Annotated in this window: 14 protein-coding genes; 3 read left to right on the top strand and 11 right to left on the bottom strand. The window is 73.8% G+C overall.

From position 1 onward, the window contains the following. Window positions 1–365 precede the first annotated feature (365 nt). The 4 genes from recX to OIE75_RS27375 all read right to left on the bottom strand — a co-directional run bounded on the left by recX (window position 366) and on the right by OIE75_RS27375 (window position 4,070). Window positions 366–1,142: a recombination regulator RecX gene (recX, locus tag OIE75_RS27390; protein ID WP_329472377.1), complete on the bottom strand. Its 777-nt coding sequence runs from the start codon at window positions 1,140–1,142 to the stop codon at window positions 366–368. Between the two features lie 3 nt (window positions 1,143–1,145). Further along, entirely contained in the window at window positions 1,146–2,261 is a 1,116-nt protein-coding gene (gene recA / locus OIE75_RS27385) for a recombinase RecA (RefSeq protein WP_307015433.1), read from the bottom strand. Window positions 2,262–2,531: 270 nt separating this feature from the next. Then, window positions 2,532–3,815 carry an AI-2E family transporter gene (locus tag OIE75_RS27380; protein ID WP_307015432.1) on the bottom strand — a complete coding sequence of 428 codons (1,284 nt, stop codon included), beginning with the start codon at window positions 3,813–3,815 and terminating at the stop codon, window positions 2,532–2,534. 60 nt (window positions 3,816–3,875) lie between these two features. Next, on the bottom strand, window positions 3,876–4,070 hold the full coding sequence (locus OIE75_RS27375; RefSeq protein WP_122618534.1) for a DUF3046 domain-containing protein: 195 nt from the start codon (window positions 4,068–4,070) through the stop codon (window positions 3,876–3,878). A gap of 81 nt (window positions 4,071–4,151) precedes the next feature. Here OIE75_RS27375 and OIE75_RS27370 point away from each other — a divergent pair, with 81 nt between their 5' ends. Continuing rightward, window positions 4,152–5,117 (top strand): hypothetical protein, encoded by a 966-nt coding sequence (locus OIE75_RS27370; RefSeq protein ID WP_329472374.1) that lies wholly within the window; start codon window positions 4,152–4,154, stop codon window positions 5,115–5,117. Between the two features lie 6 nt (window positions 5,118–5,123). On the opposite strand, the gene OIE75_RS27365 is transcribed toward OIE75_RS27370, so the two are convergent. Genes OIE75_RS27365 through OIE75_RS27355 form a run of 3 tightly spaced genes read right to left on the bottom strand, consistent with a single transcriptional unit; the run spans window position 5,124 to window position 7,056 of the window. Then, window positions 5,124–5,432, bottom strand: a complete 309-nt coding sequence (locus OIE75_RS27365) for an AzlD domain-containing protein (protein ID WP_161331283.1) — start codon at window positions 5,430–5,432, stop codon at window positions 5,124–5,126. Beyond that, window positions 5,429–6,193, bottom strand: coding sequence for an AzlC family ABC transporter permease (locus OIE75_RS27360; RefSeq protein ID WP_329472372.1), 765 nt, complete (start codon window positions 6,191–6,193; stop codon window positions 5,429–5,431). The genes OIE75_RS27365 and OIE75_RS27360 overlap by 4 nt, the downstream gene beginning before the upstream one ends. Continuing rightward, window positions 6,190–7,056, bottom strand: a complete 867-nt coding sequence (locus OIE75_RS27355; protein ID WP_329472370.1) for an AraC family transcriptional regulator — start codon at window positions 7,054–7,056, stop codon at window positions 6,190–6,192. The genes OIE75_RS27360 and OIE75_RS27355 overlap by 4 nt, the downstream gene beginning before the upstream one ends. Before the next feature lie 157 nt (window positions 7,057–7,213). On the opposite strand from OIE75_RS27355, the gene OIE75_RS27350 reads away from it, so the two are divergent. Both OIE75_RS27350 and OIE75_RS27345 read left to right on the top strand, forming a co-directional pair. Next, on the top strand, window positions 7,214–12,232 hold the full coding sequence (locus OIE75_RS27350) for an ATP-dependent helicase (protein ID WP_329472369.1): 5,019 nt from the start codon (window positions 7,214–7,216) through the stop codon (window positions 12,230–12,232). A gap of 18 nt (window positions 12,233–12,250) precedes the next feature. Next, window positions 12,251–13,120 carry an Fpg/Nei family DNA glycosylase gene (locus tag OIE75_RS27345; RefSeq protein ID WP_329472368.1) on the top strand — a complete coding sequence of 290 codons (870 nt, stop codon included), beginning with the start codon at window positions 12,251–12,253 and terminating at the stop codon, window positions 13,118–13,120. Here the strand turns inward: OIE75_RS27345 and OIE75_RS27340 are convergent. From OIE75_RS27340 to OIE75_RS27325, 4 genes are all read right to left on the bottom strand, one after another. Next, entirely contained in the window at window positions 13,050–13,535 is a 486-nt protein-coding gene (locus OIE75_RS27340; protein ID WP_307015426.1) for an SRPBCC family protein, read from the bottom strand. The two genes, OIE75_RS27345 and OIE75_RS27340, sit on opposite strands and share 71 nt — an antisense overlap. Window positions 13,536–13,583: 48 nt before the next feature. Next, a complete protein-coding gene (locus OIE75_RS27335; protein ID WP_307015425.1) occupies window positions 13,584–13,883 on the bottom strand; it encodes a hypothetical protein in 300 nt (99 codons plus the stop codon). A gap of 6 nt (window positions 13,884–13,889) precedes the next feature. Beyond that, complete coding sequence (locus OIE75_RS27330; RefSeq protein ID WP_307015424.1) at window positions 13,890–14,360, bottom strand: Dps family protein; 471 nt, start codon at window positions 14,358–14,360, stop codon at window positions 13,890–13,892. A 171-nt stretch (window positions 14,361–14,531) separates the two neighbouring features. Next, complete coding sequence (locus tag OIE75_RS27325) at window positions 14,532–14,912, bottom strand: helix-turn-helix domain-containing protein (RefSeq protein ID WP_007387871.1); 381 nt, start codon at window positions 14,910–14,912, stop codon at window positions 14,532–14,534. Window positions 14,913–14,981: the final 69 nt, after the last annotated feature.

The following is a 14,981-nucleotide window of genomic DNA, read 5'->3' as shown; positions in this document are numbered from 1 at the left end:
CGCGCGAAGTTGTTCCTGGCCGTGATCTCCACGGACCGTTGCAGGCAGGTGTGGAAGGTACCGTCGCCGCCGTTGACGAACCCGAGGGTGAGCGGGCCGTCGTCCGCGGAAACCGGCCCGGAGGAGTGGAGACCGCAACCGCTCAGGAGCAGCCGGCGCCGAGGAGCAGAACGTGCGTCGCTCTTCGGCGGCGCGCGGACGTGGGCATGGCGGGGCCGCCTTTCGGGCGTGCTGGAGGGTGTCCGCGGCTCGGGCGGTCACGCGACGGCGCAGACGGTACCGCCGTGCGGAAGGTGTTCACCCCGCCGGGAGCGCAAGGTTTTCCTGCGCGCTCGTCGCCCCCGCGCAGCGGCGACCGTGACGCGTCAGAAACCGTCCTCGCCGAGGAACTCCGTGTCCTCGCCCTCTTCCTCCAGTGCCTGGCGGACCACCCGCAGGGCCATGCCCTCGGGGTAGCCCTTGCGGGCCAGCATGCCCGCGAGGCGGCGCAGCCTCTTGTCGCGGTCGAGCCCTCTGGTGGCGCGCAGCTTCCGGGCGACCAGTTCGCGTGCGGTCTCCTCCTCCTGCTCGGAGTCCAGCCGGGAGACCGCGGCGTCGATGAGTGTGCTGTCGACGCCCTTGGTCCGCAGTTCCCTGGCGAGGGCGCGCCGGGCCAGGCCGCGGCCGTGGTGCCGGGACTCCACCCAGGCCTCCGCGAAGGCGCTGTCGTTGATCAGGCCGACCTCCTCGAACCTGGACAGCACCTCTTCGGCGGCCTCGTCGGGGATCTCCCGCTTGCGCAGGGCGTCGGCGAGCTGGCTGCGGGTGCGCGGGGTCCCGGTCAGCAGGCGCAGGCAGATCGCCCGTGCCTGCTCGACCGGGTCCCGCGGAGGCTCCCCCTTCTCGGCCCTCGACGAGGAAGTGGCACCTCCGTCCTCGGTGAACGGCTCCGCACGCCCGCGCCGCCGGCGCGTGCCGCCCGTCGCACTGGCTCGTCCGCCTCTCCGGCGCGCCTCGCCGTCACCTTGGCGCTCCTGGCCGCCGTCGGGTGGGCCGACGGCGGTCTGTTCCGTCTCGTACGGGGCCGCGGTCGCCCCGTACGCGCCGTCGCTCGTCCCGGCGGGGCCGTTGGCGTACTCGGCCCAGTCGGTTCGTCGTGTCACGGGTCAGCTCTTGGCTGCCGCGGCCTTGGACTTGGTGGCCTTGGCGGTCGCGGGGGCGGGCACCGCCGGTGCGGCGTCGGCCGGGGCGGCGTCCGTACCCGGCTCGGCGGCAGGCTCCTCGGGACGCACGCCGACGCCCAGCTTCTCCTTGATCTTCTTCTCGATCTCGTTGGCCAGGTCGGGGTTGTCCTTGAGGAAGTTGCGCGCGTTCTCCTTGCCCTGGCCGAGCTGGTCGCCCTCGTACGTGTACCAGGCGCCGGCCTTGCGGACGAAGCCGTGCTCCACGCCCATGTCGATCAGGCCGCCCTCGCGGCTGATGCCGTGGCCGTAGAGGATGTCGAACTCGGCCTGCTTGAAGGGCGGCGCGACCTTGTTCTTGACGACCTTGCAGCGGGTGCGGTTGCCGACCGCGTCCGTGCCGTCCTTCAGCGTCTCGATGCGGCGGATGTCGATGCGCACGGAGGCGTAGAACTTCAGCGCCCGGCCACCGGTCGTGGTCTCCGGGGAGCCGAACATGACGCCGATCTTCTCGCGGAGCTGGTTGATGAAGATCGCGGTGGTCTTGGACTGGTTGAGCGCGCTGGTGATCTTCCGCAGGGCCTGGCTCATCAGCCGGGCCTGCAGACCGACGTGGCTGTCGCCCATCTCGCCCTCGATCTCCGCGCGCGGTACGAGCGCGGCGACGGAGTCGATGACGATGAGGTCGAGGGCACCGGAGCGGACCAGCATGTCCACGATCTCCAGGGCCTGCTCACCGTTGTCCGGCTGGGAGAGGATCAGGTTGTCGATGTCGACGCCGAGCTTCTTCGCGTACTCGGGGTCGAGGGCGTGCTCCGCGTCCACGAACGCGACCTGGCCGCCCGCCTTCTGCGCGTTCGCCACCGCGTGCAGGGTCAGGGTCGTCTTGCCCGAGGACTCGGGGCCGTAGACCTCCACGACCCGGCCGCGCGGGAGGCCGCCGACACCGAGGGCCACGTCGAGCGCGGTCGATCCGGTGGGGATGACCTCGATGGGCTCGTTCGGCCGCTCGCCCATGCGCATGACCGCGCCCTTGCCGAATTGCCGTTCAATCTGTGCGAGCGCGGCATCCAGGGCCTTCTCGCGGTCGGTTCCTGCCATGGGTTCCACCCGGTTTGCTTGATTCGATCGCTTCACGTCGAAGACGCTAATGCCTGCCACTGACAATGCCCCGCGCCGCGGGTCCGGCCTGTGGATAACTCGGGCGCTTCTCCGTCCAAACCCCGTCGAATCACCCGTCATGAGCCTCGCCGGAGCCTCCATGAGAATGGATGTTCGATTTTCGTGTCAAGCGCACCGCGCGGCACTTCCGAGCGTACGTCCGCCGCACCGGCGGGGGCCCGAACCGGCCGCGCACACCGAGGTGGACGCTCAGGCGGAGGGGCCGCTGCCGGTCCCTTCCGGTCCGGGGCGTCCCAGTTCCCGCCGCCGGGTCCACAGCTTGCGCAGGCGCGTGGCGCCGCCGGGCCCGGACGGACGGTTCCGGCGCCCGTGGACGCGGGGGTCGTCGGTGACGTCGTAACGCTTGACGTACGCGCCGAGGAACGCCTGGAGCGTGGCGATCGCCGGGATGGCGATCAGTGCGCCGACGGCGCCGAGCAGCGCGGTGCCCGCGACGACCGAGCCGAACGCGACCGCCGGGTGGATGTCCACGGTCTTGGAGGTCAGCTTCGGCTGCAGCACGTAGTTCTCGAACTGCTGGTAGATCACCACGAAGATCAGGACCCACAGCGCGTACCAGGGGTTGACCGTGAAGGCGATCAGCATGGGCAGCGCACCCGCGAGGTAGGTGCCGATGGTGGGGATGAACTGCGACACCAGGCCCACCCAGACGGCGAGCGCGGGGGCGTAGGGCACCTCCAGGATTTCCAGCAGGACGTAGTGCGCCACACCGGAGATCAGCGCCATCAGGCCGCGCGAGTACAGGTACCCGCCGGTCTTGTCCACGGCGATCTCCCACGCGCGCAGGACCTCGGCCTGCCGGGCGGGCGGCAGGACGGAGCAGAGCCCGCGACGCAGCCGGGGGCCGTCGGCGGCGAAGTAGAACGAGAAGAGCAGGACCGTCAGCAACTGGAAGAGACCGCCCAGGACCTGAGTCGACACGTCCAGGACACCCGTGGCGCTGTTCTGCACGTAGTTGCGCAGCCAGTCGGAGCGCAGCAGGCCCTCCTGGATGTCGACCCGCCGCAGATCGGTGTGGAAGTGGCCGTTGATCCAGCTGATCACCGAGTCGAGGTAGTCCGGGAAGTCCTCGACCATCTTGACGATCTGGCCCGCGAGCATGGACCCGAGCAGTGTGACGAACCCGGCGGCGGCGACCAGCACGGCGAGGAAGACGAGGAAGGTGGCGAAACCCCGGCGCAATCCGCGTCCGGCCATCCAGCTCACCGCGGGTTCGATGGCGAGCGCCAGGAAGAACGCGATGAGGATGTTGATCAGCAGGCCGGTGAGCTGGTGGAAGGCCCAGCTGCCGAGCTGGAAGGCGGCGATGAGCGCGAGGGCCAGCACCATGGCGCGCGGCAGCCAGCGCGGCATGCGGGAGCCCGGACCCGCGGGCCCCGCGGTGCCGTCGGCCGGAGGACCGGAGGGCGGCGTCGGGCCGGGCGGGGGAGCGGGCTGCCGGGGCGTCCGCCCGGTCTCGTCAGTGGATGCCACGGAGCAAGTCTCGCCCACTCCACGCACCCCGGATGACCGTGCGTCGGTCTTCGCGCACCGTCACCGCTGTTCCCGCGGCACGTCCATGACGGTGCAGACCACCCGCCACACCTCCTTGGCGTCCCAGCCCGCGTCCAGCGCCCCGTTCACCGTGCGCCCGCCCAGCTCCGCCATCACGTGATCGCGCGCGAAGGTGTCGGCGTACCCCGGACCGAAGTGATCCGCCATCCGCTCCCAGAAGACCGTCAACCGCATGACACCAGTATCCCGCCCCTGAGAGTGGGCCCTGAGCCGGGACGGGGTACGGGGACCGCTTTCCGGCCTACGGTCTGTGCCATGGCCGAATCCGGAGCTTCCGCACTCACCCCGACCCCGCGCTCGCCCGTGCAGGCGCCCGCGTCGCGCTCGTCGCTCGCCCGCGCGGAGCAGTTCGTCTGGCTCACGGCGCGCGTACTGGAGCAGCGCCTCTTCGCGTACCACTTCCGGGGTGGCGACGCCGGTCCGGTGGAGACCGCGCTGGACGCCTACCGCAACGAGGACGGCGGGTACGGCCACGGGCTGGAGCCCGACCTGCGCGGCCCCGTCAGCCGCCCGCCGCACACCGCGCGTGCGCTGCGCGTCCTGGACGCGCTCGGACGCTGCGGCGGACAGCGCGTGGAGCGGATGTGCCGCTATCTGACCTCCGCGTCCACGCCGGACGGCGCCCTGCCCGCGGCCCCGCCCGAAGGGCACGGGTATCCGGCCGCGCCCTCCGGGCCGGTCGTGGACCGCCCTCCGGGCGAGCTGCTCGCCACCGGTCCGGTGGTCGGCCTGCTGCACCGCAACGAGGTCTGGCACGCCTGGCTGTTCCGCGCCACGGACTTCTGCTGGCGGGCGGCCGAGTCGCTCCAGACCCCGCACCCGTACGAGGTCGAGGCCGCCGTGACCTTCCTGGACACCGTCCCCGACCGCCCGCGCGCGGAGGCGGCGGCCGGCCGGCTGGGCCGCCTGGTACGCGATCAGCGGCTCGCCGTGCTGGACCCGGACGATCTCGGCGCGCACCCGGTCTCCCCCGGCCGCGCCCCGCGCGAGCACCACTTCCCGCACGACTACGCGAGGCACCCGCACTCCCTCGCACGCGCGTGGTTCACGGACGCCGAGATGACCCGCTCCCTCGACTTCCTCGCGGCGGAGCAGGAGGACGACGGCGGCTGGCCTCTCCGCCGGCCCCGCCGGGCGCCCGCCCCGGCGCTGGAGGCGCGCCCCGCGGTGACGCTGGAGGCCTTGCGCACGCTCCGGGCGTACGGCCGTGCCCTCGGCTGACTCCGGTCAGCCGCCCAGGGCCCGTACGCCCGCGGTGACCACCACGGCGGCCGCGACCACGAGGAGGAACGGCGCACGCAGCACCAGTGCCACGGCGGCCGCGGCGACTCCCGCGGCCCGTGCGTCCAGGACGAGCGTCTGGCCGTCGGCGAAGGTCTGCTGGGCGGTGAGCGCCGCGAGCAGGGCGACGGGCAGCAGGGCGGCGAGTTTGCGGACCAGCGGCCGCTCCAGGGCTCCGGCGGGCACGAGCAGTCCGGCGAGCTTGACGACGTAGCAGCCCACCGCGGTCCCGATGATCGCGATCCAGACGTTCACCGCTCTCCCTCCCCCGCGGACGCCTCGCGGTCGTCGCGGTTCTCGACGGCTCCTCCCGCGCGGCGTCCGCGGGCCCACAGGACGAGCGGCGCGGCCAGCGCGGCCACCAGGACGGGCACACCGGCCGGCAGCACCGGCAGCAGGCCGAGGCCCAGGAGTACGGCCAGGCCCGCGACGGTGCGCTCGGTGGTGCTCTTCAGCATCGGCGCGAGCAACGCCAGGAAGACCGCGGGTCCGGCCGCGTCGAGCCCCCAGGCGGCGGTGTCCCCGATGGCCTCCGCGCCCAGCGCGCCGAGCAGCGTGGTGAGGTTCCACAGCAGGTAGAGGGTGAGTCCGGTGACCGTGAACCCGATCCGTACGCCGCGCCGCGTGGGCTGGGCCAGGGCCACGGCGGTCGTCTCGTCGATGACCCATTGCGCCGCGAACGGCCGCACCGCGCGCGGGAGGGCCAGCAACTGGGAGAGACGCAGCCCGTAGAAGGCGTTGCGCACGCCCAGGAAGAAGGCGCCCGCCGCCGCCGTGAGCGGGTTGCCGCCGGCCGCGAGCGCCCCGACGAGCGCGAACTGGGACGCTCCGGTGAACACGAGAAGGCTGAGCGCGCAGGTCTGGGCCAGGGTCAGTCCGCTGCCGGCCGAGGTCACCCCGAAGGCGAACCCGGAGAGTCCGACGGCGACGCCGACTCCGAGGGCGTCCCGTACGACGGCGGCGTCGGGCTTGCCCTCGACGGCTCCGGTCTCGGGAAGGGCTGTCTGTTCTGTCACGCCTCGGACGGTAGGAGCAGACGGCGCCGCGCGTCTTGTACGTTCTTGCGCTCCCGCTGGTAGGCGCCGGGCGGCACGCCCACGATCCGCGCGAAGTGCCGGTTCAGGTGCGGCTGGTCGGTGAACCCCACGGCGACGGCGGCCTCGGCCGGTGACGTACCGGTGTCGAGCAGCCGCCGCGCGCGGCGCACCCGGGCGTCCGTCAGCCAGGTGTGGGGCGGCATGCCATAGGCGTCCCGGAAGGCCCGCAGCAGTGCGAACGGGCTGGTGCCGAGCTCCCCGGCGAGCCGCTCCAGGCTCGGCGGTTCGGCCATCCGCTCCTCCAGCACGGCACGCGCGCGTGCCGCGACCCCGCCCCCGGCCGTCGGCACCTCCCGGCGGGGCAGCGGCCCGCCGTTCAGCCGCAGCAGCCGCGTCACGGCCGCCCTGAGCAGGGTGTCGGCGGCGAGCGCGTTCCCCTCGTCGGCGGCCCGCAGCACGCGGTGCACCAGCTCGACGGCGTACGGATCGTCGAGGACCGGCCGGACGAACCCGGGTGTCCCGCGCAGCGTCGTCGTCTCCGCCGCGATCCCGGCCACCAGCTCCGGCGCCGGGTAGACCGCGCCGTACCGCCACCCCTCCGGCACCCCGGCCCGTCCCGTGTGCGGCGTGTCCGGGTTGACCAGGGCCAGTGACCCCGCCCCGGCGTACTGGTCGCCTCCGCCGTGGTGGAAGACCTCCACGCCGTCGGCTATGGCCGCGATGACGAAGTGCTCGTGCGTGTGGCGTACGAAGGTCTTCCGTATGTACTGGGCCCGCAGCAGGTCGACGTCGGGGAGTTCCTCGTACTGCCAGTGCCGTGCCCGCTCGCCCTTTCCCGCCATGCCCCCATTCTCCGTCACCGGGCCGCGGCCTCCACCGACGGCCGCCGCCACCTGCCCCGCCGTCCCGGCGACCACTCCGCCCCGCCGTCCCGGCCCGTCCACACGGCCCTCCGCCCGGCTCGGGCCGATTGTCAGTGGCGGGGTGCACGATGGATCCATGGTCAGCTCCGCGCACCGAGCCCTGGACGGCTTCTCCCCCGCGACCCGCGGTTGGTTCACGGGTGCCTTCTCCGCGCCCACCGCCGCACAGGCGGGGGCGTGGCAGGCGATCTCCGCGGGCTCGGACGTCCTGGTGGTCGCCCCCACCGGCTCCGGCAAGACGCTGGCCGCGTTCCTCGCCGCCCTGGACCAGCTCGCCTCGACGCCCCCGCCCGCCGACCCCAAGAAGCGCTGTCGCGTCCTGTACGTCTCCCCGCTCAAGGCGCTGGCCGTCGACGTCGAGCGCAATCTCCGCAGTCCGCTGACCGGCATCCGCCAGGAGTCGGTCCGCCTCGGGCTGCCCGAGCCCGAGATCAAGGTCGGCATCCGCTCGGGCGACACCCCGGCCGCTGAGCGCCGCGCCCTGTCCACCCGGCCGCCCGACATCCTGATCACCACCCCGGAGTCCCTGTTCCTGATGCTGACGTCGGCCACGCGCGAGGCGCTGACCGGCATCGAGACGGTGATCCTGGACGAGGTGCACGCGGTCGCGGGGACCAAGCGCGGCGCGCATCTGGCGCTCACCCTGGAGCGGCTGGACGAGCTGCTCCCGAAACCGGCCCGTCGCATCGGCCTGTCGGCGACGGTCCGCCCCGTGGACGAGGTCGCCCGGTTCCTCGCCCCGCGCGGCCGGGTGGAGATCGTCCAGCCGGACTCGGGCAAGGAGTTCGACCTGTCCGTCGTCGTCCCGGTCGAGGACCTGGGCGAGCTGGGCGGCTCCCCGGTCGCGGACAAGGACGAGGGCGCCGAGCGGCCGTCGATCTGGCCGCACGTCGAGGAGCGGATCACCGACCTGGTCCAGTCGCACCGCTCCACGATCGTGTTCGCGAACTCCCGGCGCCTCGCCGAGCGCCTGTGCAACAGGCTCAACGAGATCGCGTACGAGCGGGCGACCGGCGAGCCCCTGGACGAGCACCACTCCCCCGCCGACCTGATGGGCGGCTCGGGAGCAGCCCAGGGCGCCCCGGCCGTCATCGCCCGCGCGCACCACGGCTCGGTCTCCAAGGAGCAGCGCGCTCTCGTCGAGGAGGACCTCAAGGCGGGCCGGCTGCCCGCGGTGGTCGCCACCTCCAGTCTGGAGCTGGGCATCGACATGGGCGCGGTCGACCTCGTCGTCCAGGTCGAGTCGCCGCCCTCCGTCGCCTCCGGACTCCAGCGCGTCGGCCGCGCGGGACACCAGGTCGGCGCGGTCTCCACCGGCGTGGTCTTTCCCAAGTACCGCGGCGACCTCGTGCAGTCGGCCGTGGTGACCGAGCGGATGCGCAGCGGCGAGATCGAGGCCCTCAGGATCCCGGCCAACCCACTGGACGTCCTCGCCCAGCAGCTCGTCGCGATGACCGCGCTCGACACCTGGCAGGTCGACGACCTCCTCGCCACCGTCCGCCGGGCCGCCCCGTTCGCCTCGCTCCCGGAGTCGGCCTTCACCGCCGTCCTGGACATGCTCGCGGGCCGCTATCCCTCCGACGCCTTCGCCGAGCTGCGCCCGCGCGTGGTGTGGGACCGGGTCGCCGGCACGGTCACCGGCCGCCCGGGCGCGCAGCGCCTCGCCGTCACGTCCGGGGGCACGATCCCCGACCGCGGGCTCTTCGGGGTCTTCCTGGCGGGCGCCGACCCCAAGAAGGGCGGCGGCCGGGTCGGCGAGCTGGACGAGGAGATGGTCTACGAGTCCCGCGTGGGCGACGTCTTCACCCTCGGCACCAGCTCCTGGCGGATCGAGGACATCACGCGCGACCGGGTCCTGGTCTCACCCGCCCCGGGCGTCCCGGGCAGGCTGCCGTTCTGGAAGGGCGACCAGCTGGGCCGCCCGCTGGAGCTGGGACGCGCGCTGGGTGCCTTCCTGCGCGAGGTCGGCTCCCTCTCCAAGGAGGACGCGCGGCTGCGCCTGGTCACCGCCGGCCTGGACGCCTGGGCCGCGGACAACGTCCTCGCCTACCTCGACGAACAGCGCGAGGCCTGCGGTCACGTTCCCGACGACCGCACCATCGTCGTGGAGCGTTTCCGCGACGAGCTGGGCGACTGGCGGGTCGTGGTGCACTCCCCCTTCGGCGCCCAGGTGCACGCCCCCTGGGCCCTCGCCCTCGGTGCCCGCCTGACCGAGCGGTACGGCATGGACGCCCAGGTGATGCACGCCGACGACGGCATCGTCCTGCGCCTGCCGGACGCCGACCTGATGAGCCTGGACCTCCTCGACCAGGAGCCTTCGAAGCCGGGCCTGGAGTACGACGCGGAGCAGGCACCCGTGGGCGCGGCCGACGTCGTCTTCGACAAGGGCGAGGTCGACCGGGTCGTCACCGACCAGGTGGGCGGCTCGGCGCTGTTCGCCTCCCGCTTCCGCGAGTGCGCCGCCCGCGCGCTGCTGCTGCCGCGCCGCAGCCCCGGCAGGCGGACCCCGCTGTGGCAGCAGCGCCAGCGCGCCGCGCAACTGCTGGAGGTGGCGAGCGAGTACGGCTCGTTCCCGATCGTCCTGGAAGCGGTCCGCGAGTGCCTCCAGGACGTCTTCGACGTACCCGGCCTGGTCGAGCTGATGGGCGACCTGGAAGCCCGCAAGGTGCGCCTGGTCGAGGTCACCACCCCGGAGGCGTCCCCGTTCGCCCGGTCCCTGCTCTTCGGTTACGTCGCCCAGTTCCTGTACGAGGGCGACTCACCGCTCGCCGAGCGCAGGGCCGCGGCGCTCTCGCTGGACTCGCGGCTGCTGGCCGAGCTGCTCGGCCAGGCGGAGCTGCGGGAGCTGCTCGACGCGGAGGTGCTCACCGAGCTGGAGCGCGAGCTGCAGTGGCTGACCGAGGACCGGCGCGTCAAGGACGCGGAGGGCGTCGCGGACCTGCTGCGGCTGCTCGGGCCGCTCACCGACGCCGAGCTGGCCGAGCGGGGCGCCGAGCCGCAGTGGGCGCCGGAGCTGGCCGGGGCCCGCCGCGCGATCAGTGTGCGGATCGCGGGCGCCGACCACTGGGCGGCGATCGAGGACGCGGGACGGCTGCGCGACGCGCTGGGCACGGCGCTGCCCGTCGGGGTGCCCGAGGCCTTCACCGAGCCGGTCAAGGACCCCCTGGGCGACCTCCTCGCGCGGCACGCGCGTACCCACGGCCCCTTCACGTCGGTCACCGCGGCGGCCCGCTTCGGACTGGGCGTGGCGGTCACCGAGGGCGCGCTGCAGCGGCTCGCCGGGGCGGGCCGGGTCGTGCAGGGCGAGTTCCATCCGGCCGGCATCGGCCAGGAGTGGTGCGACGCGACCGTGCTGCGCAGGCTGCGCCGTCGTTCCCTGGCCGCGCTCCGGCACGAGCTGGAGCCGGTGCCGCCGGCCGCGCTCGGGCAGTTCCTGCCCCAGTGGCAGCACATCGGCAAGGGGCACGCGCTGCGCGGCATCGACGGCCTGGTGCGCGCGGTCGAGCAGTTGCAGGGCGCCTCCGTGCCCGCGTCCGCCCTGGAGAAACTGGTCCTGCCCTCCCGCGTGGCGAACTACAACCCCGCGATGCTGGACGAGCTGACGGCCGCCGGTGAGGTGGTGTGGGCCGGCGCGGGTTCGCTCCCCGGCAAGGACGGCTGGGTCTCGCTGTACCTCGCGGACGCCGCGCCACTGCTGCTGCCGCCCGCGCATCCGCTGGAGACGACCGCCCTGCACGAGTCCGTGCTGAGCGCCCTCTCGGGCGGGTACGGCCTGTTCTTCCGCCAGATCGGCGACCAGGTCCGCGCGACCACCCATCCGGACGTCACCGATCCGCAGCTCGCCGACGCCCTGTGGGACCTCGCGTGGTCCGGACGGCTGACGAACGACACCCTCGCCCCCCTGCGCTCGCTGCTCGGCTCCGGTCGCACCGCGGGCTCCACCGCCCACCGCGCCAAGCGAGCGGTGCCCCGGGGCCGGTACGGCTCGCTGACCGCCGCCGCCCGCCCGGCCTCCCGCACCGGTCCGCCGACCGTCGCCGGCCGCTGGTCCCTGCTGCCCGCCCGCGAGGCGGACGGCACCGTGCGTGCCCACGCCCTGGCCCGCACGCTCCTCGACCGGCACGGCGTGGTGACCCGAGGCGCCGTCGCGGCGGAGGGCGTCGAAGGCGGCTTCTCGGCGGTGTACCGGATTCTGGCCGCCTTCGAGGAGAGCGGCCAAGCCCGGCGCGGCTACGTCGTGGAGGGGCTCGGCGCGGCGCAGTTCGCCATGGAGGGCGCCGTGGACCGGCTGCGCGCGGTGGCGAACGCCCGCGAGCGCGGCGACGGCTCACCCGGGCCGACGGCGGCCGCTCCCGCCGACGTCCCACCCTTCGCCGACTTCCCCGAAATCCCCGACTTCGCCCCCTCCGGCAACCGCGCCTCCGACGGTCGGGGCGAGCCCGACGCCCTCAGCCCCGACGACGACGTCTTCGCGGACCCCGACCGGCTGGGCCGCTCACCCTCCCGAGGCGACTACATCTCGCCCCGCGACTACGCCGAACCGGGCGCCGGAGGCCCGCGCGGGGGCGGCGCGCAGGGCGGCTCCGGCGGCCCGCGCGGCCAGTACGGCACCGGCCCGAACGGCACCGTCCCGTACGGAACGGGCCCGTACGACAGCACCTCGTACGACCGCTTCCCCGGCCGTCGCGATCGCCCCGCCCCCGGACCGCGGGCCGTCGTCCTGGCCGCCGCCGATCCGGCGAACGCGTACGGTGCCGCCCTCACCTGGCCCGAGCCACCGGCCGGCGCCACGCACAAGCCCGGCCGCAAGGCGGGCTCCCTGGTGGTACTCGTCGAGGGCGAACCGGCGCTGTACATGGAGCGCGGCGGCAAGACGCTCCTGCTCTGGCCCTCCGAGCCGGACGCCCCGCCCACCGACGACGCGCGTCTGCACGCGGCCGCGGAGGCGCTGGCCGGCGCCGCCCGCGCCGGCTCCCTGGGCACGGTCACGGTGGAGCGGGTCAACGGGGAGGCGGCCCTGACCTCGCCCTTCGGCCCGCTCCTGGAGGAGGCGGGGTTCATCGCCACCCCGCGCGGTCTGCGGATCAGAGCGTGAGCCTGCCACCCTTGTCCCATGCCCGAAGGTGACACGGTCTGGCAGGCGGCGCGACGGCTGCACGACGCCCTCGCGGGCAAGGTGCTGACCCGCAGCGACTTCCGCGTGCCCCGGTACGCGCTGGTCGACCTCACCGGCCGTGCGGTCCTCGATGTCACCGCGCGCGGCAAGCACCTGCTCACCCACGTCGAGGGCGGCCTGACGGTCCACTCGCACCTGCGGATGGACGGTGCCTGGAAGATCTTCGCGCCCGGTCGGCGCTGGAGCGGCGGCCCGGCGCACCAGATCCGCGTCATCCTCGGCACCGCCGACCGCACGGCCGTCGGCTACCGCCTGCCGGTGCTGGACATCCTGCGCACCGCCGACGACCAGCGCGCCGTCGGCCATCTCGGCCCGGACCTGCTGGGCCCCGACTGGGACCCCGATCTGGCGATGGCCAACCTGAGCGCGGACCCTGCCCGCCCCCTCGGCGAGGCCCTGCTCGACCAGCGCAATCTCGCGGGCGTGGGCAATGTCTACAAGAGCGAGATCTGCTTCCTGCTGGGCGTCACGCCCTGGCTCCCGGTCGGCGAGCTGCCCCCCGACCGGGCCGGGTACCTGCCCGCGCTGGCGCAGAAGCTCCTGGAGGCCAATCGCGACCGGCCGGTGCGCCGTACGACGGGTCTGCGCGGCCACGACCTCTTCGTGTACGGCCGCGCGTCGCGCCCCTGCCTGCGCTGCGGCACGCCGGTCCGGGTGGCCGACCAGGGCGACAGCTCGAGCGAACGCCCCACGTACTGGTGTCCGGCCTGCCAGAGCGGACCCGCGCCGCGGCGGCTCAGCCGGCGAGGAGACCGTCCATCTGGCCGACCGCCTCCCGCAGCCCCTCCTCCATCCCCATGGTCATGAGCTGGTCCATCTGCTCCCGGGTGTCGAAGACCGCACGCATCTCCATGCGCGTGCCGCCGTCGCGCTCGGTGAGCGTGACCCGGTTCGTGGTCGTCGGCATGGCGGCGTTGGGCACCCCGTCCGCGTCGGCGAACCCGTCGGTGAACTCCAGCGAAGCGGGCGCGTCGACCGTGGCCACCCGCCACCAGCCGCGGTACTTGTCGCCCTCCGGGCCGGTCATGAAGTACGTGACGTCCCCGCCCGGGGTCAGGTCGTGCTCCTCGACCGTCGCCGGGTACGTCGGCGGGCCCCACCAGCGCTCCAGCTGGCGGGGGTCGGCCCACAGCTGCCACACCCGCGCGGCGGGGGCGGCGAAGTCGGCGATCAGGGTGAGGGTCAGGTTGTCGAGATCCTTGTCCAGGCTGGTGACACTCATCGACTCCGTGTCCTTCCGTCGGTTCGGGGTGACCCGCTCATGACCTGCTCACGCCCCGCCCGACCCGGACGCCCTGCCCGGCCCCGCCCCCTCGCCCGGCCCGGACGTCCCAGGACCACGCACCGCGGTACGCAGCGCCCGCCGCCACCGCCCCTCCTCCAGCGCCCCCGCGGCCCGGCGTCGCGGTGCGCAGTGCACCGGCAGCACGCTAAGCCCCCAGCCGCCGACCGCGACCGCCCCTTCGAGCACCCCCGCACCGGGCTCCAGCGCCAGCCGCAGCACGGCCCACCACCACAGCCCGCCGAGGCCCAGCGCGGCCGCCCGGCGGGCAGCCCGCGCCGGCGCCATCGCGCGTCATCCGTTTTCGGCCTGGAACATCCAGTGCTGTTTCTCGAGATCGGCCGTGATCTGGATGAAGATGTCCTGGCTCACGGGATCCGGGTCGCCGGTCGACGTGATCCGCTCGCGCATCCGCCCGATCACCGCGCCGAGCGCGTCCACCATGGTCTGCACGGCGGTGGTGTCGTCGACCCAGCCCTCAGGGGTCACGTCGATGCCGCTGCCCACGGCCACCGTCGCGGCCCGCCCGTCCGGGGACACACCGAGCGCGGAGGCCCGCTCGGCCACGGTGTCCGAGTGGGTGCGCGCGGTGCCGACGAGTTCGTCGAGCTGGAGATGTACGGAGCGGAACCGGGGGCCGACCACGTTCCAGTGGATCTGCTTCGCCACCAGGGCCAGGTCCACGAGGTCGACGAGGGCGCCCTGCAGCGCCTCGGAGACGGTCTTCAGGTCCGCGTCGGACAACGGACTCTTCACGACGTACATCCACACCTCCGGCGGTTCGCCCCCCGGCCATCTCCCTCCACGATGACCGCACCACCACGGACCGGCAACCTGCGGCCGGCCACCCCGGGCACGCGAAGACCCCGGCCGCACCCCTCCGGTCTCCCGGAGAGGCCCCGGCCGGGGTCTCACACGCACATGTTCCGCGGGTGCTCAGGCGGCGACGACGTCCACTGCCTCGGCGGGTGCCTTGATGGTCACCCGTTCCGGTGGCACGCCGGTCACCGAGACGGAACCCAGCATCGGGCGCACCGGTGCCGGCACGGTCTCGCTGGGCGTCGCCGCAGCGGACTGGGCCAGCTCGGCGAGGGCGAGTTCGTCACTCACTTCCCGCATGAGCTCGGACATCCGTACGTCCAGCGCGTCGCAGATGGCGGAGAGCAGCTCGGAAGAAGCCTCCTTCTGCCCCCGCTCCACCTCGGAGAGATAGCCGAGTGAGACTCGGGCGGACGAGGAGACTTCGCGCAGAGTACGGCCCTGGCGTTGGCGCTGCCGACGCAGCACGTCACCCAGCAGGCGACGGAGCAGAATCATCGGTGGCTCCCTCCTCGGACCGTGTAACCGCATCCTTCACGCCCCACCGTACCGCCTCGCGCCGCGGCC

It is taken from the genome of Streptomyces sp. NBC_01723, assembly GCF_036246005.1.
Classification (GTDB): Bacteria; Actinomycetota; Actinomycetes; order Streptomycetales; family Streptomycetaceae; genus Streptomyces.
Note: the sequence above shows the minus strand (reverse complement) of the source record. Positions and strands in the feature narration are given on the sequence as shown.

Coding starts and splice junctions, on each gene's coding strand:
- recA (WP_307015433.1), bottom strand. CDS start 2,261: ATGGCAGGAACCGACCGCGAGAAGGCCCTGGATGCCGCGCTCGCACAG.
- OIE75_RS27375 (WP_122618534.1), bottom strand. CDS start 4,070: ATGCGGTTGACGGTCTTCTGGGAGCGGATGGCGGATCACTTCGGTCCG.
- OIE75_RS27370 (WP_329472374.1), top strand. CDS start 4,152: ATGGCCGAATCCGGAGCTTCCGCACTCACCCCGACCCCGCGCTCGCCC.
- OIE75_RS27355 (WP_329472370.1), bottom strand. CDS start 7,056: ATGGCGGGAAAGGGCGAGCGGGCACGGCACTGGCAGTACGAGGAACTC.
- OIE75_RS27350 (WP_329472369.1), top strand. CDS start 7,214: ATGGTCAGCTCCGCGCACCGAGCCCTGGACGGCTTCTCCCCCGCGACC.
- OIE75_RS27345 (WP_329472368.1), top strand. CDS start 12,251: ATGCCCGAAGGTGACACGGTCTGGCAGGCGGCGCGACGGCTGCACGAC.
- OIE75_RS27340 (WP_307015426.1), bottom strand. CDS start 13,535: ATGAGTGTCACCAGCCTGGACAAGGATCTCGACAACCTGACCCTCACC.
- OIE75_RS27335 (WP_307015425.1), bottom strand. CDS start 13,883: ATGGCGCCGGCGCGGGCTGCCCGCCGGGCGGCCGCGCTGGGCCTCGGC.
- OIE75_RS27330 (WP_307015424.1), bottom strand. CDS start 14,360: ATGTACGTCGTGAAGAGTCCGTTGTCCGACGCGGACCTGAAGACCGTC.
- OIE75_RS27325 (WP_007387871.1), bottom strand. CDS start 14,912: ATGATTCTGCTCCGTCGCCTGCTGGGTGACGTGCTGCGTCGGCAGCGC.